General features: G+C 42.4%; 22 protein-coding genes. 4 read left to right on the forward strand and 18 right to left on the reverse strand.

Annotated features, from left to right (window positions below; translation table 11 throughout):
- Positions 1 to 38: 38 nt before the first annotated feature.
- The 5 genes from ACDJ58_RS16230 to ACDJ58_RS16250 all read right to left on the reverse strand — a co-directional run bounded on the left by ACDJ58_RS16230 (position 39) and on the right by ACDJ58_RS16250 (position 4,247).
- Entirely contained in the window at positions 39 to 365 is a 327-nt protein-coding gene (locus ACDJ58_RS16230; RefSeq protein ID WP_413371908.1) for an ArsR/SmtB family transcription factor, read from the reverse strand.
- A gap of 144 nt (positions 366 to 509) precedes the next feature.
- Entirely contained in the window at positions 510 to 1,910 is a 1,401-nt protein-coding gene (locus tag ACDJ58_RS16235; RefSeq protein ID WP_413371910.1) for an NAD(P)-binding domain-containing protein, read from the reverse strand.
- Between the two features lie 78 nt (positions 1,911 to 1,988).
- A complete protein-coding gene (locus ACDJ58_RS16240) occupies positions 1,989 to 2,435 on the reverse strand; it encodes a MarR family winged helix-turn-helix transcriptional regulator (RefSeq protein ID WP_064640808.1) in 447 nt (148 codons plus the stop codon).
- Between the two features lie 78 nt (positions 2,436 to 2,513).
- The gene (locus ACDJ58_RS16245; RefSeq protein ID WP_413371911.1) at positions 2,514 to 3,131 is read right to left on the reverse strand and encodes an NAD(P)H-dependent oxidoreductase; all 618 of its coding nucleotides are present in this window, start codon (positions 3,129 to 3,131) and stop codon (positions 2,514 to 2,516) included.
- Between the two features lie 18 nt (positions 3,132 to 3,149).
- Entirely contained in the window at positions 3,150 to 4,247 is a 1,098-nt protein-coding gene (locus ACDJ58_RS16250) for a hypothetical protein (protein ID WP_413371912.1), read from the reverse strand.
- A gap of 124 nt (positions 4,248 to 4,371) precedes the next feature.
- Here ACDJ58_RS16250 and ACDJ58_RS16255 point away from each other — a divergent pair, with 124 nt between their 5' ends.
- Positions 4,372 to 4,911, forward strand: coding sequence for a TetR/AcrR family transcriptional regulator (locus tag ACDJ58_RS16255; protein ID WP_413371913.1), 540 nt, complete (start codon positions 4,372 to 4,374; stop codon positions 4,909 to 4,911).
- 236 nt (positions 4,912 to 5,147) lie between these two features.
- The gene (locus tag ACDJ58_RS16260; protein ID WP_413371915.1) at positions 5,148 to 6,011 is read left to right on the forward strand and encodes a cupredoxin domain-containing protein; all 864 of its coding nucleotides are present in this window, start codon (positions 5,148 to 5,150) and stop codon (positions 6,009 to 6,011) included.
- Between the two features lie 141 nt (positions 6,012 to 6,152).
- Here ACDJ58_RS16260 and ACDJ58_RS16265 read toward each other — a convergent pair whose 3' ends face one another.
- On the reverse strand, positions 6,153 to 6,278 hold the full coding sequence (locus ACDJ58_RS16265) for a YjcZ family sporulation protein (RefSeq protein ID WP_413371916.1): 126 nt from the start codon (positions 6,276 to 6,278) through the stop codon (positions 6,153 to 6,155).
- A 203-nt stretch (positions 6,279 to 6,481) separates the two neighbouring features.
- Between ACDJ58_RS16265 and ACDJ58_RS16270 the strand changes: the two genes are divergently transcribed.
- Positions 6,482 to 7,930, forward strand: a complete 1,449-nt coding sequence (locus tag ACDJ58_RS16270) for an amidohydrolase family protein (protein ID WP_413371917.1) — start codon at positions 6,482 to 6,484, stop codon at positions 7,928 to 7,930.
- A gap of 162 nt (positions 7,931 to 8,092) precedes the next feature.
- On the opposite strand, the gene ACDJ58_RS16275 is transcribed toward ACDJ58_RS16270, so the two are convergent.
- From ACDJ58_RS16275 to pdxS, 11 genes are all read right to left on the reverse strand, one after another.
- On the reverse strand, positions 8,093 to 9,574 hold the full coding sequence (locus ACDJ58_RS16275) for a glycoside hydrolase family 32 protein (protein ID WP_413371918.1): 1,482 nt from the start codon (positions 9,572 to 9,574) through the stop codon (positions 8,093 to 8,095).
- A gap of 11 nt (positions 9,575 to 9,585) precedes the next feature.
- The gene (locus ACDJ58_RS16280; protein ID WP_413371919.1) at positions 9,586 to 10,830 is read right to left on the reverse strand and encodes an MFS transporter; all 1,245 of its coding nucleotides are present in this window, start codon (positions 10,828 to 10,830) and stop codon (positions 9,586 to 9,588) included.
- 202 nt (positions 10,831 to 11,032) lie between these two features.
- Positions 11,033 to 12,016, reverse strand: coding sequence for a LacI family DNA-binding transcriptional regulator (locus ACDJ58_RS16285; RefSeq protein ID WP_413371921.1), 984 nt, complete (start codon positions 12,014 to 12,016; stop codon positions 11,033 to 11,035).
- A 199-nt stretch (positions 12,017 to 12,215) separates the two neighbouring features.
- The gene (locus ACDJ58_RS16290; RefSeq protein WP_413371923.1) at positions 12,216 to 13,298 is read right to left on the reverse strand and encodes an ABC transporter substrate-binding protein; all 1,083 of its coding nucleotides are present in this window, start codon (positions 13,296 to 13,298) and stop codon (positions 12,216 to 12,218) included.
- Positions 13,299 to 13,630: 332 nt separating this feature from the next.
- Positions 13,631 to 14,188, reverse strand: a complete 558-nt coding sequence (locus tag ACDJ58_RS16295) for a TIGR00730 family Rossman fold protein (protein WP_376038116.1) — start codon at positions 14,186 to 14,188, stop codon at positions 13,631 to 13,633.
- Positions 14,189 to 14,361: 173 nt separating this feature from the next.
- Entirely contained in the window at positions 14,362 to 15,240 is an 879-nt protein-coding gene (locus ACDJ58_RS16300) for an RCC1 domain-containing protein (RefSeq protein WP_413371924.1), read from the reverse strand.
- A 157-nt stretch (positions 15,241 to 15,397) separates the two neighbouring features.
- Complete coding sequence (locus ACDJ58_RS16305; RefSeq protein ID WP_413379695.1) at positions 15,398 to 16,747, reverse strand: FAD-binding oxidoreductase; 1,350 nt, start codon at positions 16,745 to 16,747, stop codon at positions 15,398 to 15,400.
- Positions 16,748 to 16,933: 186 nt separating this feature from the next.
- The gene (locus ACDJ58_RS16310; protein ID WP_413371925.1) at positions 16,934 to 18,985 is read right to left on the reverse strand and encodes a serine hydrolase domain-containing protein; all 2,052 of its coding nucleotides are present in this window, start codon (positions 18,983 to 18,985) and stop codon (positions 16,934 to 16,936) included.
- Positions 18,986 to 19,103: 118 nt separating this feature from the next.
- A complete protein-coding gene (locus ACDJ58_RS16315; RefSeq protein WP_413371926.1) occupies positions 19,104 to 20,402 on the reverse strand; it encodes a GHKL domain-containing protein in 1,299 nt (432 codons plus the stop codon).
- Position 20,403: 1 nt separating this feature from the next.
- Positions 20,404 to 21,144 (reverse strand): LytR/AlgR family response regulator transcription factor, encoded by a 741-nt coding sequence (locus ACDJ58_RS16320; protein ID WP_413371927.1) that lies wholly within the window; start codon positions 21,142 to 21,144, stop codon positions 20,404 to 20,406.
- 249 nt (positions 21,145 to 21,393) lie between these two features.
- Positions 21,394 to 22,278, reverse strand: coding sequence for a pyridoxal 5'-phosphate synthase lyase subunit PdxS (gene pdxS / locus ACDJ58_RS16325; protein WP_413379697.1), 885 nt, complete (start codon positions 22,276 to 22,278; stop codon positions 21,394 to 21,396).
- 132 nt (positions 22,279 to 22,410) lie between these two features.
- Here pdxS and ACDJ58_RS16330 point away from each other — a divergent pair, with 132 nt between their 5' ends.
- A complete protein-coding gene (locus tag ACDJ58_RS16330) occupies positions 22,411 to 23,901 on the forward strand; it encodes a PLP-dependent aminotransferase family protein (protein ID WP_413371928.1) in 1,491 nt (496 codons plus the stop codon).
- Positions 23,902 to 24,067: 166 nt separating this feature from the next.
- Here ACDJ58_RS16330 and ACDJ58_RS16335 read toward each other — a convergent pair whose 3' ends face one another.
- On the reverse strand, positions 24,068 to 24,706 hold the full coding sequence (locus ACDJ58_RS16335) for an amidohydrolase family protein (RefSeq protein WP_413371930.1): 639 nt from the start codon (positions 24,704 to 24,706) through the stop codon (positions 24,068 to 24,070).
- Positions 24,707 to 24,746 lie beyond the last annotated feature (40 nt).

Consider the following 24,746-nt stretch of genomic DNA (forward strand, 5'->3'; position numbering starts at 1 on the left):
ATAATCATATAACAATATACTTATATATTGCCCAAAAATTAATTACATACGGATGAAATGTTCTCTTTATTTAAAGACTTAAGAATGGCTGCAGAATCTGGCATTAATTCCAACACAGATTTAATATAAGGTGTATCCTCTACATTCAAAGAGTAGTATACCCATTGTCCACGTTTATTCTCTTTGACCAAGCCTTGATCCTTTAACTTGCGCAAATGCTGACTCACCCCAGGTTGTGACATGTCCAGAATGTCTACAAACTCACACACACACCATTCACGTTCTTTGAGGAGTGTAAGTATCGTCAGACGAGTCTTATCCCCCAGCAATTTTAACTTTTCCGATGCTTCTTGAATAGAATCCATATCACTTACCTCCTTCTCTCTATATAAGCACATGCTTATATTATAATGCAAAAGTCTTATTGTCAATTTTAAATTCCAAATGAACCTGAAAGTATTGGTTTACAGTTGAACCAACACTTTCAGGTTCATCAGACCTATTCTATATTAATTGGAACAAGATGAACTACAATCACTTGTTTGCTCGGCTACCTGTACTTTTGGACGTTTCAGACTGCATACACCCGTTTCAGGTAGATCCAGTTCTACTTTTGTAGCTGCATCCAGGTCACCTGCCAGAAAAGCAACCACCGAACGAACTTGTTCATATCCGGTAGCCATCAGGAAGGTTGGCGCACGCCCATAACTTTTCATCCCAACAATATACAATCCTTGTTCCATATGACGCAATTCCTTCTCCCCATGAGGACGAACAGTGCCGCAACTATGAACATTCGGATCGATTAACGGAGCAAGGGTTGCCACACTTTCTGTGGTTGGGTCGATACTTAGCCGTAACTCCCTGAGGAAGGACAAGTCAGGCCGACTTCCGGCATTCACGATGATCTCATCAATATGTGCTATCACCTGTAACTCGCCATGTTGCTCTCCGCTTATGGTAATCTGCTTCCCTTCCTGTTTCAGTTCCTGAATATGGAACGGTGTAACAACAGTAATTTTTCCGGAATCCACCAGTTCATGAATACGACGTCCCAGTTCTCCTCGAGCTTCGAGCTGATCACTTGCTTCTCCACCATATGCTTCCTCCACGTGGTCTTTTCTCATAATCCAGGTCAGTGTCATACCGGAATTTAATTTTTGGAGCTTGGCAAGATCAAGTAATGTATTCAAGGCCGAGTGACCGCTTCCTACTACTGCGATATGTCTATCTGTATAGCGCTCTCGATCTACTCCAAACACATCCGGAATGCCATAGAATATATGGTTACGAAGAGCTTGTTCCCCAGGAGTCAACACACCGCTGGCGAGTACAGGGTTAGCATGCCCCCAAGTTCCTGAAGCATCAATGATAGCTCTCGCCTCATACCGCTTGGCCTTACCCTCTTCTTCAACGTAGATCATAAAGGGTTGTTTTTCTCTGCTTGCTGTTTTCATTTTGTCTGTATTATTGCGACTGATCCCCACAACACGTGAATTTAAATGAAGATTGGACTGAATCTCCGGAAGTTCTGCGAGCGGGAGTAAATACAGATCTCGCAGTTCATGCCCTGTCGGTAAATCATCTGGAGCAGGGGCAATCCATCCCTTCTTGGATAACAACCGTCCAGCCGCTTTATCTACGTTATACTGCCATGGTGAGAAAAGATGAACATGGCCCCATTGGGAGATATTCTCACCTACTTTAGTCCCCGCCTCAAGAATAATAAACGATTGGCCCGCTTCAATCAGATGAGCTGCTGCAGCCAAACCAATAGGTCCTGCACCAATGATAACAACAGGTAAATGGGTTAACTCTCCTTGGATTAAAGATTCCGAAGGGGAAACCTTCTTTTTCTCTAAAGTGGGAGCACAGCAAGAGTCAACTTGTTTGAATTCAACGTTTTTCATATCAATGTACCTCCAGTATGTTTAAATATACTTGCATTTTGCAAGTGTTTGAGCAATGTAACGGGGTAATGAAGCCCATTACCCCAGCGGCGTACAACACATTTTCGATTTTAGCATGCTCTCATTGAGCAGTTTAATGGATTGAATGACGGTCTCCTTTTCTGTATCCGTCATGAAAGAAAAAACCTCATCCAGATGAGTATTCATCCGATGATCTATAGCCGTTGTTACAAACTCCCCTTCGTCTGTCAAACTGAGAATGTATACTCTCCGATCCTCAGGCAGTGGTGTTTTTTGAACCAAATTTTTCTTGATTAGGGTCTGCACTTGACGACTGAAGGTTGTGATATCCATGGCGAGCGTTTCGGCAATTTGTTGCATGGACGGCTCATGTTGATGCTCAATTTCGTATAGGATATGGCTCTGAACCAGCGATATTTCATGCTCTCCAACCGTGCAACAATTTTTATCCAGTAAGCCGAAACGACGGACCATGATTTGTAGCGGCTCTCTGGGATTTTGAATATCTGACAACATGATCACCTCTTGGTCATCATTATAACCGCATTACTTGCAATTTGCAAATGAATTTTGAGTTATCGACTAGAATGATGCAAAGCGCTTCTCTGTTTTTTCTAATGCTTTCGTTCTAACTTCTAGTGTACGACCATCCATACCAGCATAGTTATACCATTTCAACTTGTGAAACCCCATTTTCCGAAATGTACCACGAAATAGTATTTTAGTTATGGGATTACCAAATATCCATCTATAGAAGAACCCTGGAGTGGCCATTACTGTTAATAGCGATACTCCCTTAAGCTTTTTTAACTGGCTAACAAAGGGCCTACCTTTTTTAGGTTCCTCATAAATGATTCCTTTGGCAAACACTTTATCCAAAAAGCCTTTCGTTGATGCAGGCATCGATTCCCACCATATTGGGAAAATAAAGATTATGTGATCCGCTGCAAGCAATCTTTTTTGATAATCTTTTACCAGAGGATCGAGGGTTTTCTTTTGTCTCCACGCCGAGAGTTCTTCCCCTGACATCACAGGATTAAATCCATCTGCGTGCAAGTCAATGAGATCTACGTTGTGTCCACTGGATTGTAGCCCTTTAGTAACCGAAGCCAATAATGCTGCAGAATAGCTTCTATGATGAGGAACATTCTTAGAAGAATTAGCTGTGTAAGGATGGTCAAATATAATAAGCACTTTCATAGAACTCTTTTCCTCCTGTTATTCACAAATAATAGCGTCTTTGATGTTACTAAAGAACATCTGTTCCCAGAGACCTTCCTGCTGATGTACCTCTTGCTTCCCATTCTCATTGACGGTCAACTTAACTGTCCCTATACTACGAACGTACGTTGGATTTATTTTCAAGACTTTTACAGCCACACGCATCGGTAAAGAAAGCTTCATGCCCTCCAATAAAGAACTTGCAACGATATCCGCTTCCCGATGGTACTCAATTTGATAAGAAGTGTTATTGCCAGAGGACTGAATAAACTTCAATTGGTTATCCATGAATTTCTTCGTAAAGGGATGCTTAATCGTATCCATTCGTTCTATCCTCGTGTTCTCCTCACGATCTTCCAGAATCACACCGTCTCTAGCAATCATGATGATAGGCATGCGTGTATAACCATACTTTTTCTCCGCAATGATATCGCAAGATATCACGGTATAAGGTCCAATATTTGCACGGCACCAGTACCAATGGTTGATGAGTTTGTTCATTTCTGCGTTTCCCCAATTATGATCGTGATATCCATTACCAACTAATTCACGACGTTGTCCATTTACAGTAAGTACGGCCTCCAGATCGGCAGAAGGCTGGGCAACGAACCATGCGAAGAAGTCCTTTTGTTTTTCTCCAAAAAATATATGTCCTGTTTTAGGTCTCCACATGGGCACGATAGATCTCATGGTACAGCGATATTCAATGTCATCGTCAACGAAATGGATTATATAATCCCCATTGGAGTATTGGATACTACTTCTATCAATTTTCACATCACATGTTTCTTTGGAAGCGCGGATCGTACTACCTTTCTCTTCGGATAGTTTTTTCGAAATGTTTCTACCATCCGGCATCGTCAGATCAAACCTTATTGTTGGGCATGCTTCACCTTTGAGGTCGAACTCATACTTCGTGTAAAACACGACAACAATCTTAGTTCCATCTGTAAATTCGGCGTCAAAATACCACCACTCATAACTACCTGCTTGACCATCTGTTCTCATACCATCTTCCCAATTGGCAGGTTCTTTCGTAATCCCTAATCTTTTGTAATCTTCATTGGTATGTGCTAAAGTCACTAACTTGTTCATCCTAAATTCCTCCGCATCCCATTAGTGTCACACTTGTGTAACTTGTTGGGTTCGATTATAATTGGATGTCTATAAAGCAGTCAATACGTGTGACAGAGGTTACACATTAGAGGTGATTTGTGACATGTCTACTCGCGTTAATCCTATTGCTCAACGATCAAAGAGATGGTTATGTGATGCTTTAATTGAACTTTTACAGGAAAAACCCTATAGCGCAATCACGATTACAGAGATGTGTGATAAAGCCGGACTAGTTAGAAAAACCTTTTACCGCAACTTCACATCCAAGGAATCTGTACTCGTCGAAATCATTGATTTAATGTTTCAGGATTTTTTTGAATATATTAGTGATCAAAACTTAGGGCCTCATGAAATGCCCCTTGCCTATTTCACATTTTGGGAGAAACATAAAGTTTTTCTGCACATTTTAATCGAAAATCAATTATTTGGACTTCTTAACGACCAATACGTTCTTTACTTGGAAGCGATGGAGCATATCATAGGTACTAAGCGTGAGTACCAGAGCGAAATAGAAAAAGATTATATGAGAACGATGGTGGCTGCGGGGTTATGGAGTATATTGAAAAAGTGGATAATACGCAGTTGTACGGAGTCAAAAGAAGAAATGGCCAAAATGACACTTGATTTTTTTGATATAGATTGAAACTTATATTTAGGTTAGACCATGTCCGAACTAAACATAGATTATAGAAAGAGATATCAACAAAATGTCAATTTATCTTCATACTATTACGACAATCCTTTGACTTGTCTGTGACAATAGTCATGTTTTTATGATAATTCTGATATATTAATACACGAGATGAATGATCTTGATCGTAATGTTAATGAGTAGATACCTACCATCATTACTGTAAGGATATTAGGAGGAATAAGATTGTGTTATTAGCGATATTAAGTATAGTTATGGTCGTACTGTTTACAGCATTCATTGTTCTTAAAACGTATAAGCGAAAAGAAAAACTTACAGGTATGCCTGGCATGATGATCGCTATGACCATTGGCATGATGTCCAGCCTTGTACTTGGTGTACAATTAGGCATTGTGTTTCCACGTGATTTAACAGTCCCATCAATTGCCGCTATATTGTTCGGCTTAGGAGCTGGATATTTCACAGGCAAACCTATCAGTATATTGGCAGCTTTGGATGGAATGTTGGCAGGAATTATGGGTGGCATGATGGGAGCAATGCTCGGGGTAATGATTGGTCCTTCCTATATCATGATGATATTTGTTGACATCCTATTCATTTTTATTTTGAGCGTTGCTCTTCAATTGTCGAATCAAGAAACGGATACTAGCGATAAAACAAATAAAAGTGGGATTGGTATGCCGTTTATTGGAGGTATACTTACTGTAGTTTTTGGAATTATAGCTGTGGGTGCAACGTTATTTTACCAATATCAACCGAATGATACATCGGCAATTAAATCACAAGAATCTCAGAGTGAGCAAGCCAATTCTATTCAAGAAAATTCGGGATATCAGATTGTTTCTGTCGATGTAAAATCAGATGGTTTCAGTCAAGAAAATATTGAAGTAAAAGCTGGCGTTCCAACAAAAATAAATTTTATAAAACATACAGGTTATACATGTATAAGAAGCGTTCAGTCTAAAGATTTAGGAATAGATGTGTATCTTGAAAAAGGAGATAACTTCATTACCCTAAAAGATCTGAAACCTGGAACGTACAACTTTAATTGTGGCATGTACATGTATTATGGAACGATCACCGTAGTATAAGCGAGAAATGTAGGATCATAGTAGGGAACTTTATGTCAGTTAATCATGACACAAAGTTCCCTATTAAAATTGTTTTTTATTGATCTTTATATAACAAAAAAAAACCGCCAGCGAAAGCTAGCGGAAATTCAAAAGCTAGTATTAAACCAAGAAAGCTTTGGAGATGATAACCAACAGAATAAACAATACCAGAATTGCACCAATGGACGTGAAGCCACCATATCCTCCACCAAGTCCGCCTACATTTCCATATCCAACTTCGCTCATGTTTCTTCCCCCTCTTTTGTGGTATGTGTTAGATTATTCAGGATTTGTTAATTTGACAAGGCTAAAAATAAAAAAGGCTACTGCTTCCTCCTCCCTTTCAACTGTAAGCTTTTTGTAAGAATTAATTAATAGAAAATCAGGATTTACACTCTAGAATGAAGATATATCGGTTGATATCATTCATTTCTATGAGGAGGACAACAATGAGTTTAACGATGGAAATTCGCAGCTTCAGGAAGTACATAGTAGGGTTCATGGCATTATGGATTGCATTAGCAGGCGGTACAGGTACCGGTTATGCGAGTATCGAGCCTGCGGCGAGGCAAACGTTGGTGCTTGAGCATGCGACGATTGTGGATGTAAAGTCCGGAAAGTTAACTAGCGATCAGACGATTATCATTAAGGATAATAAGATCAGTTATATTGGAAACAGCAGTCAAACGGCCATCCCCGATTACGCGCAAGTACGGGATGCTAAGGGCCAATACGTTATACCCGGTTTGTGGGACATGCACGTCCATCTGGAAGATAACTATAAAGACGCCTTCCCGCTCTTTCTGGCTAATGGTGTAACCGGAGTAAGGGAGATGGGCGCGGCACTGACAAACCTCGATATATGGAAAACGAGCATTCAAGCCGGTATGCCTGCCCCACGTCTTGTCTATGCGGGTTCGACCCTGAATGGAGGTCCCGCTGACGAGGCTCCCCACATGTTCTACTTGAGTACAGAGGAACAGGCACGAGATGCCGTACGTCTCAATGTGGCAAAAGGCGCGGATCATATCAAGGTATACTCTTGGTTGCCACGTCCTCTGTTCTTGGCGGTCTTGGATGAAGCCCAAAAGTACGGTTTGCCAGTGGTCGGACATTTACCGGTAGAGGTACGAGCCAGCGAAGCCATTCAACTGGGATTTAAGAGCATAGAACACCTACACGGGTTGTTTATTGCCACTTCGAGCATCGAGGATGAACTTTTTAAAAATGCCGACATGAGCGATTTGCTCGGTTATTCACTGGCAGAAATCGAGGCCTCTGAATCCTACGATTCCGTCAAGGCCAGCAAACTATTCCGCAAGTTCAAAGAAAAAGGTGTCTGGCCTGTACCGACAATGGTTACCTATTTGAATATGGCCAAAACCGAAATCGATTCGCGTTCCAAATATGTCCCGACTGCCGTGCAGAAGCAATGGGCTGAAGTGATTCGCGCCACGCCTCCCGAACAAACGGAATTGATGACGGCCATTAATTCCACCACGCCAGGCATGGTCAAAAAGTTGAATGATGCTGGCGTGCCTATGCTTGCAGGTACCGATTCCAGTTTCGAAATGACCAACTTTATATACGGCGTTTCCTTACATGATGAACTTGAAATGTTAGTTAAAAGCGGCCTCTCCCCACTCCAGGCCTTGCAGACAGCAACGTTGAATCCGGCACGATATTTGGAAAGAGAGCAGGAACTGGGCACCGTAGAAAAAGGAAAACTGGCCGATCTCGTACTGCTGGACAAGAACCCGCTAGAGGATATCCGAAATACGACAAGCATCTCCGCCGTTGTCTTGGATGGAAAACTGATGGAGAAGCAGACACTGGACCGTGCAGTTAAAACATATCCCGTGATAAAAGTGGCCGATATGAAAGATGCAACGCAATGATCCGGGTCATCTGCCAATAAAAACATTCTTTATAAGCATTAATGCAGCCAAGCCCTCCCCTTCCCGAATACGAAGCGAATTCTTTCCGTATCCTTATCTACTCAACAAAAAAAGACTATTTCCGAGTCAATGTAATTGCTCAGAAAACAGTCTTTTTCCTCTTTATTTAGCTTGCCAGATATCGTTCAGCTTCCAATATGACAACTCTTTCACTTGAGCCTCTCCGCCCTCAGTGATGAGCTCAATACCTAAGAGCTTCTCACTTGGGTAGATACGACTTGTCATCGTAGCTTGCCCTTCATTTGCAAACATTTCAATGGATGAACGATCCAGAAATACATGTAATGTCAGCTGTCCCTCAGCTTTTAAGGCTGCACGACGAACGCCATCCGTCTTCTTCCCCGTTTTGGAACAATCAAGCACAAGCTTCTGATCCGGAATGGAAAAAGTGATCACCGTTTCCTCATGACCTGTACCGCGAAGCTTCAAGCCTACCCGTTCCGCACTTGTCTTCGTCAGGTCGAACACAACCTTCACTTCTAGCAGATCCGCTTCAACCTCCCTCAAGGAACTTCCAGAAATCACGTGATCATGATACACAACATGTTCACTTTGACGAAGCAGCTTCATTTCGTCTACTGGATTCATCAGTACCTTGTCATTCTCACCCAATGTAAGCACACGTGGAATCGTGAGCGCACCGCACCAACCGTCTGCTTTTGTTGGCATATCTGCTTCCCACATATCCATCCAGCCAATCGCAATCCGGCGACCTTGATCATCTAAGAAAGTTTGAACCGCGTAGAAGTCATGACCATTATCAAGCTCAATGAACTCCCCATGCTTGTATTCATTTTTTTCATAATCATATTCCCCAACATAGTACCCGGTCTGGAATAAATTATTGTACTGATCTCCTTCCGCATCAATGCCTTGAGGAGAGAACATAAATACATACTTGCCGCCTAGTTCAAAGAAATCCGGGCACTCCCACATGAAGCCCATATCTTTGTCTCCCTGCAGAAGCACACCTTGATAGCTCCAAGCTCTAAGATCGGGAGATGAATACAGAATAACACGCGGTATATCTTCTTTGGTGCTGTTACCCAGGATCATGTACCATGTATCCTCATGCTTCCATACCTTCGGATCACGGAAATGCTGGGAGCTATCAGCCGGAGGCTCAGCAATCACGGGATTCTGTTGTAATTTTGTGAAATGAATACCATCTGTGCTTACTGCAACATTTTGATTTTGGAAGAAAATATTGTTCGGTTGATCAATGTAGTGATGTCCAGTATAGATCAATGTCAGTTCACCGTTATTATCTACTGCGCTGCCTGAGAAGCAGCCATCCAGATCACATGCATCTCCAGGAGCTAATGCAATCGGACTATGCTCCCAATGCACAAGATCTTTACTTTTTACGTGCCCCCAGTGCATGGGTCCCCAGTTCTCATCATACGGATGATGTTGATAGAAGGCGTGGTATTCGCCTTTATACTGAATTAATCCATTTGGATCGTTAATCCAGTTTGCGGGTGCCATAATATGATACCCCAAGCGGTAACGCTTGTTCATTTTTCCTTCTGCCTGTTTCAAAACTTCCTCAGCTTGCTTCGTATTGTTGTGATAAGTGTTCATATATTTTCCTCCTATGCTGTTTCAATATGCGAGTTAGGTTTAGGATCCAACTTATTCAAATTTTTTGGATCTCTCTTTAAGGTAAAGATTGAGATTGTCGTAAAGGCAAATACGAATATACCCATAAACACGTAAGTATTCGAGAAGCCTCTGATGTCATAAAGCGTACCGGCGATTGGTGAGAAGATCGAAGCTCCTACCTGACTCGTAAACTGGAAGCCTACCAGATACAAGATCGATGACAGACGCGTGTCGAAATTAGCAGCCAGATATTTGAATACAGAGATTAGCATAATGGGCAGTTCCAATGCATGAATCAACTTCATAGCCGAAATACCGTAAGGTCCAATAACCAGGCCGGAGCCCATGATACGGAATGCCATTAAGAACCCTGTCAATATGAGACCCTTCTTAGCTCCAGTTTTGTTTACGATAAACGGTGCTAAGAACATCATGCCTGCTTCCAGGAACACTTGGAACGAATTTAAGTAACCGTACACTTGATTGCCTAATGCAGTGCTTGAGAATGTCGATGAGAAGTAAATCGGGAATTGCTGGTCATACACATTGTATATACACGTAACACCGAGCACATATAAAATGAAGAACCAAAAATGCTTATCTGCAAACAAATTACCGACTTGCTTAAAATTAATAGATTCAGCCCGTTCCATTTCCGACTCTGTCATCTCGACCTTGATTGTCATCATGATAATAAACAGAACGATAGCAGATACGGATGCAATCCAGAAGTTAATGTTCGGGTTGATATTAAAGAACTGACCGGCAAAGAATGTTGCTGCCGCCCAACCTAGCGAGCCCCACATACGAGATTTACCATATTCAAAGTCATATTTACGGCTGACTTTCTCGACATAAGATTCAATAGCCCCAATTCCGGCCAAGAACGAAACACCCAAGTATAGTCCACCTACAACTGCGCCAAGAAATACATTGTACTGAAGTAAAGGTCCGTAGATAAAGATGTAGAACGGACCAACGAGTAAGAGCAAACCGCTGATTAAAAATAAAATATGCTTTTTCAATCCGATCTTATCGGAGATATAGCCATAAAGCGGTTGCATACATAATGCAAAGATAGCGTTTACAGTAAAGATAATACCAGTCTCAGCACCATTCAGACTGATTTCTTGCCCCAGCCAGATGGAGAACAATGAATAACTTGCTGACCATGTAAAGAAGAAAAAGAAGAAATAGGCGCTTAGTTTCCAGTACATGCTCTTTGAATATCTCATATCGAACGCTCCTCTAAGTTGAACATTTAATGTGAATGTAAGCACTTTAATGCGCTTGCAAAATCGATTATATGTCAACCGGTTTCATATGTCAACCGCTTGACATATTTTCGAAAGAAAAAGGAGCTTCCCTTAGTCCCAGCATCCTAAGGTTAGCTCCATCCGTCTTGTATTCAAAGTAATTGTAGCTATGAAAATTATATTACACTGTACCAGCTTCAATAAGTTTAACAGGCAGATAAGTTTCTCGCGGCACCTTACTGAATTCACCTTCAATTTCTTTAATAACTAGCTCTACAGCAGACCTCGCAATTTCCTGTATAGGTTGCTGAATCGTTGTTAATTCAGGAAGCAAGTTACGAGTCGTTTCTGTTCCGTCATAACCAATTACACGAATATCTTCAGGAACACGTTTGCCACGTTGTTTTGCTTTAGCAATGAATGACGCTGCCACCAAGTCATTACTCGCAAACAATCCATCTACTTCGGGATGTTCATCAAGCAAACGCCCAATCGGTTCATCGTGATTCTGTTGATGGAATGGATCATATACTTCATAAGTGATCGCCTCGCGACCATGCTGTTCCATAACATCTTCGTATGCTTTTCTTCTTAGGCTTGCCGGAGTTTCCAATTCGACTGGTCCATTAATATGCAGGATGTGCTTACATCCCTTCTCAATAAGCAGTTCAGAAGCCATTTTTCCGCCCATATAATTATCCGATCCTACGACAGGAATCGTATCCGATAAGAAGCGATCAATCGCAACGACCGCAATATTTTTCTGATCATAATTCACAATTCCTCGGTTATGTGTCCCTACGATAATACCGTCAACTTGATTGCGCATAAGCATATCCACATATGATTCTTCTTTATCCAGCTGATTCAAGCTATTACAAATCAGTAGTTTGAAGCCTGATGAGGCACAAATATTCTCAATATGAAAAGTCAACTCTCCAAAAAAGGGGTTGCTTGTTGTTGGTATGATTAATCCAATGAGATTGGTTCGTTTACTAAATAATGACCGAGCTACATCATTTGGAAAATAATTCAGCTGCTGCATCGCGTCATGGACTCGATTCTTCGTTTCCTCACTAATATAGCCTCGATTATTGAGCACACGAGAAACCGTCGTTGGTGAAACTCCTGCTAAATCTGCAACATCATTAAGTTTAGGTTTCATTGATTGCTCCCTGCCTTCTTTCCATGCCTAATGTCCAATTATCCCTCCATTTTAACATGGTTAAACGTGAAAGGACATGCAACAGCCTATAATGAGTCGCAGCTCAAATGAAAACGACAGCACAGTAATTTACTGTTCTGCCGTTAAAATAAACATGATATTTATTAGATACTTGGTGATCAAGCGAGCGCATCTGCTCTTATAAATTCAGATCATCTGCGAGTGCTTCAACTCCTGTGAAGATAGAATCCCCATAACCCCAGAAGTTGTTGAAATCAATAACATAAATTTTCTTGTTTTTAATCGCGTTAATACTTTGCAATTGCTTGTTGGCTAGCAGCTTTTCAATCGTTTGTTCTGGATCAATACCGCCAGCATATTTCGAAATAATCATGGCATCTGGATTGATCTCGATTAGCTTCTCCAAACTGAGCGTGCCTTCTTCGTTAAAGAGCATATTATGCATATTGATTAATGACATTGCACTTTCAATAAATGTGTCTCCATTTCCGTTGTACACTCCAATGGTTCCATCACCATTATCAAAAAAAGATGCATAGTTGATCGTTTCAGCGCTTGCTCGAGCCGATAACGCTTTCTCACGTGCTTTGAGCTGTTCGATATATGCCGCTGCATTCGCTTGTACGTTAAATATTTCACCTAGCTCAGTGATATCCTGATATAAATTATCTAATTTTGCATCAGTAACACTGGTACTTTGTACAAATGTTTTGATACTCATCTCATTCAGACTGTTTACAGTGCCAACGCCCCAATCAGCATCTTCAAACAATCCCCCGCGCCCCATAACCAGGTCAGGTGAAGCACCTATGGTTACTTCTTTTCCTACATAACCTTCAGATAACACAGGAATTTTTTTGAAATCTTCAGCAATATCATCAGGTACATTGCCAAACAGCGCTGCTACTCCAACAATCTTGTCAGTCAAACCAAGACGAATCAATAACTCAGCTGCACCTTGTGTATTGGCAACCACTCGTTCAGGTGCTTTATCAAAGGTTTGTTCCTTTGCCACCCAGGTGCCGTTTTCAGTTGTATAGTTTGAAACAACGAATGGGTACGTTGTTTGAGCTGCGCCTGTAGCATCTGTATCCGTTTTTTGCTCATCTGTTGAAGCATTCGTAGCGCTATCCATCACTGCTTCCTGTGAGCTAATGTTTGCATCTTTGCTGCTGCCATTACTACTGGAGCAAGCTGCAAGCACAAAAACAAGTGCAGTAATTAAACAAAGGATTGCTCCTTTTTTTACTGGTAAAAACATTCAAAATCTCTCCTTTTTCTTTTTCTTTTGGCCATTATGTATCATAGTCATTGTCAGTATACAGCAAATGTCGAACCGCGTAAATGAGAATGATAACTATTATCATCATATTAAAGAAGTTGCGACTTATAAAAAAACCACATTCCATTGGTGAAATTTCCAATACCGATCAACTATCCATTCCCTCGAGGCCGTCCGGTTCTAGTAACAAATCCCGATAAAACAAAAAAAGCCGCTACAATAGCGACTTTCAGTGGAGCCCTAACCGCTTGTCCCAACCGGAACGTGCCGTCTTCGAACCTTCTACTCATTCGTTGCCGCTGATATTAACATTAATTATATTGACGGATATCAGGCGGTACATAAGTACTTATAAAAGTGTTAATTTCGTCTAAAGAATCTGTAACAAGTATCTTTTGTCTATCTGTTTTCGTTAAAAAACCTTCTTCGACCATCTTGTCATAAAATTGGCCGATCAGATCATAATAACCGTTCACATTGTAGAAGATGCATGGATTGACGTGCTGCCCAATTCTCCCCCACGAAATGACCTCTGTAATTTCTTCAAGTGTCCCCGGTCCACCTGGAATTGCAATATAGCAATCTGCAAGTTCAATCATTTTAGCTTTTCTCTCATGCATATTCGACACAATAATGATTTTGTTAAGCTGCTCATGGGCCAGTTCTCTCGCTTGCAAAAAGGTAGGAATAACCCCAGTAACAATACCACTACGTTGAATCACAGTATCAGCGAGCACTCCCATTAATCCTGCTTTTCCGCCACCATAGACTAGTTCATGTTCCTGGTCAACAATCCAGTTACCTATCTGAACGGCAGCTTTCTCGTAAATGGCATTGTTACCTTTACTTGCACCACAATATACCGCAATCCGTCTCAATTCAATTCCCCCGTCTACTCATACTCATTAAATGATGCATACTCATTAAATGATGGCTCTGTTCAACCGACTATAGACTCGGTTGAACAGAGCCTAATCTATGTTATCAAAAAAAGAAGGAGCATGCTATATTGTTATGGATATAAATGAATACCAACAATAGATTAGCCACACCAACTGCTTACATCACATTGACCATATTCATTATCCCCCACAGCCACCACCGTACCGTCTGATTTAATGCCAAGAGTATGAGCACAACCCGCAGCAATCGCCACAATATCACTCCAGTCACCTACATTGCATTGATCGTGCTTATTCCAACCCACGGCAACCACCGTACCGTCCGATTTAAGGCCAATGGTATGTTTACTTCCTACCGCTATCGCCGTAATATCACGCCAGTCGCTTATATCGCATTGGCCATGTTTATTCCTACCCACGGCAACCGCCTTACCGTCCGATGTAAGCCCCACGGTATGAAGATACCCTGCCGCTACTTCCACAATGTCGCTCCAGTCGCTTACATCGCACTGGCCATACTGATTATTGCCTACAATCGTCACCGTTCCGTCTGATTTAAGTCCGACGGTATGCCAGTCACCCGCCGCTACCGCCACCATATCACGCCAGCTGCTTACATCGCATTCACCTTCATTATTTCGTCCCACAGCAATCACTGTGCCATCCGATTTAAGCCCTACGGTACGACGCCACCCTGCGGCAATTGTTACAATATCGCGCCAGTACTCTACATTGCATTGATCATGCTTATTCCAACCCACAGCCACTACAGTGCCCTGAGACGTTAGGCCAATGGTATGAGCATTACCCGTGTTCGTCGCCATATGAACATTACCAGCCGCTATCGCCACAATATCGCGCCAGCCGCTTACATCACATTGGCCAACTTTATTATCACCCACTGCCGTCACCGTTCTGTCCGATCTAAGACCAATAGTATGACGTCGCCCCGCCGCTATGGCGGTATATTTAGGGCGCTTCACCTTTAACGCCGCTTCAATCGGCGAAGTATAATCCACGTTTTACCTCCTTAGAATAAGGGTACCTGATTCCCGAGATGCCGTTAGGATATTATAATTTTTTTACATCTTACTCTACAATAAATAGTAAATACAAGGATTAGAAAGGTCAAAAAACCGTTAACTCTTCTCAGAATTAACGGCTTGAAATCGTACCCTATTTTAATTTAGCAGGTGGAATACTTTGCGGGTTATTAAACACATTTTTCGGATCATATTTCGCTTTTACTTTTCTCAATCTGGCATAGTTCTTGCCATAATAGGTCGGCCCTGGATTTTTAATACCTTGGTCTGGTACGTTAATGTAGGACCCTACAATATAAGGTTGCAATTTCTTTCTTGTGTTCCGAGTCAAAGCAATATTTTTAGCTGCACGCGATGGCTTCACCCATGAGCTGTTCCATTCCACATAAAATTCAGCTTTTCGCCAATAAAACGCAGTTGCTTGAGGAGCGACTCGACTTATAGCTCCGCCCCAGTTAAGGAAATAGAAACCTGCTGGTGTACCTCCCTCTGCATTTTCCAGAAACTCACGCATGACTTTGAAGGCTTTATCCGGGAATGGCTGTTTACCAAAGCCACTGGAAAACTGGTTGCTGTACCTTTGAGTGAGCACAGGATCTGGGGCTAGCAAAAACTTCGTGGCTGCCCTGTATGGCAGGTACAGAATGCTTTTTTTAGTAGGCGTTCCTACGCTAAGAATGGGTTCCAACTGACGGAGGGCTTCACTCTTCGAACCGAGGTATACCCCTAGCATGCTAACATTTCCGCCTTTTTTGGGACCAACACTTAATTCACTTCCCAGCTTGTTACTGGCCTTAGGCGCCCATACTTGCCATTTCTTCACGACTTTTTCGAACTGTTCCCATGGCCATGTGATACTAAATACAGTAGCTTTGGCTGGAGAGCGCCGCACTTTGAATTTATATTTAGTGTATACACCGAAGTTACCGCCTCCGCCGCCACGTGTAGCCCACAAAAGATCGGAATTTTGCTTTTTGTTCGCCCGAATAATCCGCCCTTTAGCGTCAACCATTTCGAGCTCGATTAGATTATCACTGATGAGACCCGTTGTCCTTTGCAGTGGACCAATTCCTCCACCAGGTGTTATTCCACCAATCCCAACCGTTGGACTGTCACCAAATGGGGCCATAAAACCTTGTCGAGCCAACGTATCCACGATTCTTCCTACCCGATTACCTGTCTCAACAACGGCCGTTCCGCTTTTTTTGTTTAACTTGATTCTCTTCATTTCGCTAACGTCGATGACAATGCCACCATTGACTTGTGAAAGGTTGGGCTCTAAGGCATGCCTCCCACTTCTCGGCCGAATAGGTACCTTATTTTGGCGCGCCCATCTTATCGCATTGGCTACATCCTGTGTTTTTTGAGCGAACACAAAAACTTTAGGGAATCTGTCCGTATGCGGATCCCAGTTCTTCCGAGCCACTTCATATCCAGGGTCACCTTTAAACACCACTCGCCCTGTAAGCTTAACTTTTGAAATCACGTATCTATCCAACTCCTTAGTTATGAAAACACATAATTTTCATTAACAAATTAGGCTGATTCCATATAACCTATGAAGGAGAATCATGTTGTGTTTGGGCTTATAAAAAAGAAAAATATCGGATCACGAGCAACCTACGCTCAGATCCGATATTTTCGAGTGAAATCATTTTTCCTTATGCAATCACTTTAGTTGAAGCTTGAAGACATCTCCCGCTTCACCACCAAAGACGATAAAACCACCTTTGGGAAGCAGCGTTGATTGTTGATTGGTTGCTTTCGAGAATTGAACCACTTCACCGTTAGCGTTATATACCGCATAACCTCCGCTCTCCGGAGAATCCACGGTTAACGTTTTGTTCGCCGAGCTGGAATCGATGGCATACCACCGAGCCTGACCATTTGACGGGATGGTGGTGATGCCTGTTTTCCCACCGAAGATTGGTGTAATGGCTTTCTCTGCAATATACTCCTGTCCATCCTGAGTTAAGTACTCCGCTTCGTTCTTCGTGCGGAAATGCAGATCGAAAGCATCTCTTCCGTTCATCACAGGAATCTGGGCGACATTCTCTGCATTATCCGGATCAACAACACGGGTACCATTCGCATATCCGTTCTCCACATCTACGGACAGGTTTTTGATCAACATCGATGGCACCAGATAGAAGATCGACGTTATCTTTTCATCCAGCGCGTAATATTTCGAGCCGTTTCTAGCCTTCCATTTCTCTTTCGATGCTGTATCTAGCGAATTATTTTCCAATTTTTGATAATCATATGTGTTCATCACCGTTTGGCCTAATCCAGGCAGCGTGATATTCGCTTGAACTTTAAAATATACCTTGTCGTTGCTTTCTTTCTCGAAGCTGACCTTCACACTTCCGTCGTTACTCGTAAATTCCCCTTCACCTGTGTACACGTAATTCTGCTCCGGGATAAGTCCTCCCTGCATAGCCGGAAGTGCGATCTCGCCATTCTTAACCTCTATATCAAGGGTTGAACCTACCGTACCATAGAGGCCCGAATACGCCGTCAATTCCAAGGGCATCTTCGTTTTGACAGGTGGTGAGAATGTCTGATCAGGCTCTATCTCGTCGATGATGCCTTGATCCTTAAGAACCTCCAGCAGAACTTTAGTGGCAAACATCTGATTATAGATAGAAGACCCGCCCGAAGAAAGGACCGCCATCGATATATCATGTTCCGGTATAGTGATTAACGAGGCATGATACATCATGGTGTCTCCACCTTTGGCAAGTGCGGTGATGCCATAATCGCTGAACGGTGCTAGTGCTACAGCATCCCATCCGAGACCATAATTGAAGGTATTTCTCTCTTCGGACACCCATATTCCCCGACGATATTCATGATTTTGCATGGACTCTGCTGCTGATTTGGATAGAATATCCGGTTTGTTTCCTATCAGTACTTCAGCGAACTTGCTTAATTCTTCTGCAGTCGAGTAGACTCCACCTGCACCGATGATATTGGCATTTTCAACAGGCAGTTTTGTTTCAAACGAAGGCCAATATGTTTCGGATAATTGTTTTCTATCAAAAGAATCAAGCGGTGTCTTGGTTGCTTGCAGCTGTAACGGCTCACTAATGAACTTGGCAATAAATTCGCTGTAGCTCAATCCACTCACACGTTCAACCAATATCTCAAGCAATTGAAAGCCATCATTGCTATAGACGGAATAGGCTCCCGGGTTTGATTTCAATTTCTCTGACTTTAGTTTGAGTAGTAATTCATCATGATTGCGGGTATCGGTATCGTCAAATAACATACTGTTTCCATAATGGGTACCATAAAGCCCGGAGGAATGGTTCATGAGCATTCGCGGGGTTATTTGGGTATACCGGGCATCTGCCATTTCAAAATCTTTAATATAGGAAGTGAGGGGCTGATCCAGATCCACTTTACCGGAATCCACCAGCATCATGGTGGCAGCCGTGACAACCATTTTGCTAACGGAACCTATTCCAAACATGGTATCCTTGTCGACTGGTGTTTTGGATGCTTTGTCCTGGAATCCAACACTGTCGGACAAAATGATCTTCCCTTCATCCATGATCGCATATTGTAAACCTGTGACACCATAATTCTGCACCATCTCTGTGGCGAGTCGCCCAGCCTGATCTTCAATCGCTCCCATCTTGTTCGTCTCTGCACTGACATCTGTCATCGGAATGACTACAAGTACAGCCGTACATAGCATACTGATTAGTTTCTTCATGATAATAACTTCCTCCCTTATGATACTGCTCATATAATTACATTCATCATATCGGGGAAGAAGTATATAGAACGATAACGAACCCTGAATGGAAAAAAACAATCCCCGAACGGTATGTTCAGAGACTGTTCATGTCAAAAGGAAGAACGACCATGTTATTAAATGTCCGATGATGATTCTCGATACTCATATGTCCGCCATACTTGTCGCACATTCTCGATATATTGGTTAAGCCGATCCCATGGAACTCGGGATTGGGCTTCTCACTCTTGAAGTGAGTCAATTTTTGCTCCACATGATTTAGAATCTGGATTACAAGTGCAGACGCCGTGGAGTGAATTGCAACCAGGATATACCTGTCTTCGGCATGTCTAACTTTCTTGGAAGCTTCGATGGCATTATCCAACATATTACCGAGCACAACGCACAGATCATAACGATCGATATGGAGATGTTGTGAATGGAGTTGAATACGGGTGTCGACTTTGATCCCATTTGCCTGCCCCACGGCGATGGTATTTGTAACAAGGGCATCGATAACAAGATTGCCGGAGTTCACCCGCTGGTACGCTCCTTCAATCTTATTCAATGTGAGTTTAATATGCTCACCTGCGGCATCAAGCTTGTTTTGCTTGATACACTCTTCAATGTACAGGAACTGCTGATTGGTATCATGGATGATGCTTTTCACGTTTTTGAAACTGTGCACTGTCTTCTCATAGTTGGCATCCTGATAGTCCATCTGACGCTGTAGTTGAACATTTTCATGTGCGAGCTGAACCTTTTCTACCATATTATCGAATAGATAAACAATGAACACATTAAGAAAAAGGGAGCCTAATACGGAAACGACATAATATATGTTTTTTTCACTATAAGTTGAGGCCACATTGATCTGATAGATCGTAATGGTAGGTACGATCAGAAACAAGAAATAATAACGATAATGCATAGCGAAACTTCTTCGTTTGGCAATCAAACGCACAATCTGGATAACAATGAACATGATACCGCAACCAAGCAGCATCACTTTGGAGAACACCCAGTGATAATCCACGTTGAAATGATCCCATATGCTGTAATCCGTGGAATCGATCGCACTCATAATATATACGGCAATGTAATTTACCGTTGTGAGCAGTACTGCATAGAGGATGGTAAATGCAATTTTTTTGATGAATTCCACCTCATAGGATTGTGCCAGGCTGAAGATGAATAACAATGCAAAAGCGGACGAAACGACAGGTGAAAATGAAGATACCAAATAGAAATACCCTAGTACGATAAATACAATGAAATAGATTACTCTGTATGGCTTTCGTTTGGACTTGCCCAGCACGGAATTGAAATAAAAATTCACCTGGAATGCCATAAGTAAAGGGACGACGAAGATGGACAAGATTACATACATATCCATTTCACTGAATCCTCATGATCATATATTTGGTATAAGCATCCTTGACTTCCTTGACTTTAGAGCGGCCTATAGGCAATTCCGTACCATTTAACATGACGACTTGAGTACCCGCAAACTTCTGAACATGCATCAGGTTGATGATAATCGAGCGATGAATTTGCAAGAAACCATGATCTTTCAAGGCGGTGGCATAACCGGATAAGATGCCTTTGCTCTCATGCGAATTTTCCTGAGTCACAAATATTAATTTGTTCTTGATAGTCAAACTCTTCATGACCTCAATCCAGAGAATATCATCGTATTTCAATAGAAGTTCTTCATAATCTGACTTAATCAGTACATACTTTTTGTCCAGCGCTTGAAAATATTTGCACAGCTTAATCATCTTCTCCTCGAAGATATCCGGCAGGATTGGTTTGATCAGATATTGAAAAGTAACCACATCAAAGCTCTCCACCATATACTCTGGATAGCTTGTCAGAAACATGATTTGCACATCCAGATACTTCATATTCCTGATTTCTTGGGCTGTCTGGATTCCGTTCATTCCGCTCATTTCCACATCCATGATGAGGATATGAAACGCGTCTCCAACGTTTTTATAATGTGAGACGAGCTGCTCACCGGATGCAAATAATGTAATTTGAAAATCAATATTCGTTTTTAGAGATAAGGAGATAAGCATCGTTTTTACAAGTTCTCTTTGTTTCTCCTCGTCATCACAGATTGCTACATTGAACATGTTTGAACATCCGCCTTTCATCGACATCGATGCTGAATTTCACTCTCAAATATACTATTTTATCACAGGTTTAAGGGCGAAATTAAGATGAAACGCATGATTCAGACCCTAAAGCACAACAAAGCCGATCAATTTTATCCATTGATCGGCTTTTCTTGATATCCATTCCTACTTCATTCAGGCTCAATACTCATATACAGCGTTGTGTAGAATCATAACAATACTTTAAAATTACTGTTCTATTTAAGCTTACCAACCGCGGTTGGACATGCGCTCTTCTGGAGCCAATTTAGAAATTTCAATGCCTTTCATAGGGGCACCCAAGTTTTTGGATACTTCGGCAATCAGTTTGTAATCCGTGTAATGTGTTGTAGCTTCAACGATTGCACGAGCGAATTTCTCAGGGTTATCTGATTTGAAAATACCGGATCCTACAAACACACCGTCTGCTCCCAGATGCATCATTAGTGCAGCGTCTGCCGGAGTGGCTACACCGCCTGCTGCAAAGTTAACGACAGGAAGTTTTCCATTTTCATGAACATCGCGCAGTAATTCATAAGCTACGCCCAGATTTTTTGCTTCAGCGTATAACTCATCCTTGGACATGTTTTTCACTTTGCGGATCTGGCTGTTAATCAGACGCATATGACGAACTGCCTCAACAATGTTGCCCGTTCCAGGCTCACCTTTTGTACGAATCATCGATGCGCCTTCGCCAATACGACGCAGAGCTTCTCCCAAATCTTTGGCTCCACATACTAATGGTACAGTGAACTCATGTTTATCGATATGGAACACTTCGTCTGCAGGCGTAAGAACTTCACTTTCATCGAGATAGTCCACACCTAGAGATTCAAGCACTTTGGCTTCTATGTAATGACCGATACGCGCCTTGGCCATAACCGGAATAGATACAACCTTCATAACCTCTTCCACGATGGTTGGATCTGCCATGCGAGCTACACCGCCAGCTGCGCGAATATCGGAGGGTACCCGTTCAAGAGCCATAACAGCTGTTGCCCCTGCCGCTTCAGCGATTTTAGCTTGCTCTGCATTCATGACGTCCATGATGACGCCGCCTTTTTGCATCTCAGCCATTCCTCTTTTTACACGATCTGTACCTGTTTGCATGATTGTATTCCTCCTATTTAACTTTATTGTTTCACTTCAACCTATGATTTAGTATAAAATGAGAATGGACAACTAAAAAGATCCAATATTTTTGGTTTTTATTGTACCACTTCTAAAATAACCTCTGGAGGGCATATGCAATTCCATGTAGCTTACAGTTCATATTTGAACCGAAAATATACCAAGATGAAGGCTCTCTACCATGCCATTCGTGATGCTATTCATGAAGGTAATCTGGTGCATGGCGAGAAGTTACCATCTACGAGAGAGTTAGCTGCCACGTATCACATTTCCCGAGGAACAGTGAATCAGGTATACGATACGTTGACTGCTCAAGGTTACATTCATTCAGAGCATGGAAGAGGAACCTTTGTTGCTTATCAGTTGGATTTAAGCAATGATGCGTCCACCGTGAAAGCTTGCGCTCATCACTTATCAGCCTGGGGGAATCGTATTCAGCAGTTTGAACAGCACACAACTCAAAGGAATTCACAAACAATTGCACAAAAAAGTGATTCCAGACTAGAGGGCGACGAAGTTATTGACTTTAGCAAATACCAGCCTGATTTCTCCAAATTCCCTTACGATGAATGGAACAATCGATTGTATGCTGAGATACGAAATCGAGAGCATCACATAGAAACAACCTCTGCTCTTGTTAGTTCAACAGGGGAGCCGAAATTGCGAGAAGCCATTGCTGCCTACCTACGGCGGATGCGGGGGATTCAAGTCGATGCAGATCACATTGCAGTGACTGCAGGTTCTATGCAAGCTATAGCTCTACTCACTCAATTACTTGCAGATCCTGGGGATCATGTAGTGACGGAAAGTCCTTGTTATATCGGAATTTCACAAGCCATTTTGGCTGCAGGTGCAAAGTTGATTGAAGCCAATCTCGATGGTCAAGGCGTTGTTCCCCAAAACTGGGATGCACGTATGTTGTTTGTCACACCATCACGACAATTTCCTACTGGCGAAATGCTCAGCCTTGAACGCAGACAAACATTGCTGGACTGGGCACATCGTCATGATGCTATGATTGTGGAGGATGATTATGATAGTGAATTCCGATATCGCGGAATGCATGTTGAACCGCTGAAAACACTTGATAAAGCGGGACGCGTAATCTACCTGGGCAGCTTCACGAAAACCTTGCCTTTAGAAGTACGGCTTGGTTATGTGGTTCTCCCCCCCACTTTGGCAGACACCTTTAGAAAAGCACAGGCATTATACGAGCCAAGACCCGTCAATCTGATCGAGCAGCGGGCATTAGCAGCATTTATGACAAGCGGCCAATATGAGCGTCATCTGCGTAGGATGAATCGTTTATACAGTCGCAAATTTCATCTGTTACTCAAACTTTTGAACCAGCAACTCTCCATCTGGTTTGATTGGGTGGAAAATGAAGCGGGTCTGCACGTGTTTGGCTGGTGGCGAGGTGATGCGTCCACTTATGAAGTCTTTCGGACATCGGCTAGGTCAGAAGGGGTTGTATACTCAGAAGTCAGCAGTTCAACGCCTGACGGTACGAAGTATGGTATCTATTTATCATTTGCACATTTGTCAGATGTTCAACTACAGGAAGGCGTATCCAAATTAAAAAATGCCGTCACAGCTTCATTGTGAGGACTTTCTCTCGTCTCTATCTCGACTTTCAAAACGGAACACCAAAAATCCGCTCTTTTGTACAGTGAGAGTCCACAATCATGGAATCTCTATTGACCTGTCCACCCTGAGGGGATTTTTTGGCTAATGCGAGTACTCTGGTTGATGCATCGCACTTTTCATTTGATTATTTATTGAAAGTATCCTTCTCCGAACCACCTTCAAGAATGATCGACGTGTCCCGCGGTTTTGTTTCCGCGATTTTGCGGCCACCTCTATACGAGTAGAGTACACCAGCCTGTTTGCGAACAGCCTCGTATTCGTTCTCTGCTTCAAGAACAATGAAGTTGGCAGGTTTTCCCATTTCAATGCCGTATACATCCTCGATATGCAACGTTCTTGCGCTGTTTTTCGTAATGAGATCGACCGAATTTACGATTTGATCATAATCCAGCAACTGCGAAGCATGAATACCCATGTGCAGTACTTGGAGCATGTTGCCCGTTCCTAGCGGATACCATGGATCGAAAATGTCATCATGACCGAAGCACACGTTAAGACCAGTTTCCTGCAGCTCTTTGACACGTGTCAGACCTCTTCTTTTTGGATACGTGTCGAAGCGTCCTTGCAGGTGAATGTTGACCAGAGGATTGGAAACGAAATTGAGGTCAGCCATCTTCAGCAATCTGAATAATTTGTACGTATATGCGTCATTATAAGACCCCTTCGCCGTCGTGCGAGATCCCAATCCGCGTTCGTAGGCTTCCTTGGCAACGACTTCCACGAAGCGGGATTGCTCGACACTAGGATTTCTTAATAAAACCAAAGACCACGTTAACCCTTCTGAAGGAAACTACGTGGTCTTT

Source organism: Paenibacillus taichungensis, from assembly GCF_047302525.1.
GTDB classification, from domain to species: Bacteria; Bacillota; Bacilli; order Paenibacillales; family Paenibacillaceae; genus Paenibacillus; species Paenibacillus taichungensis_B.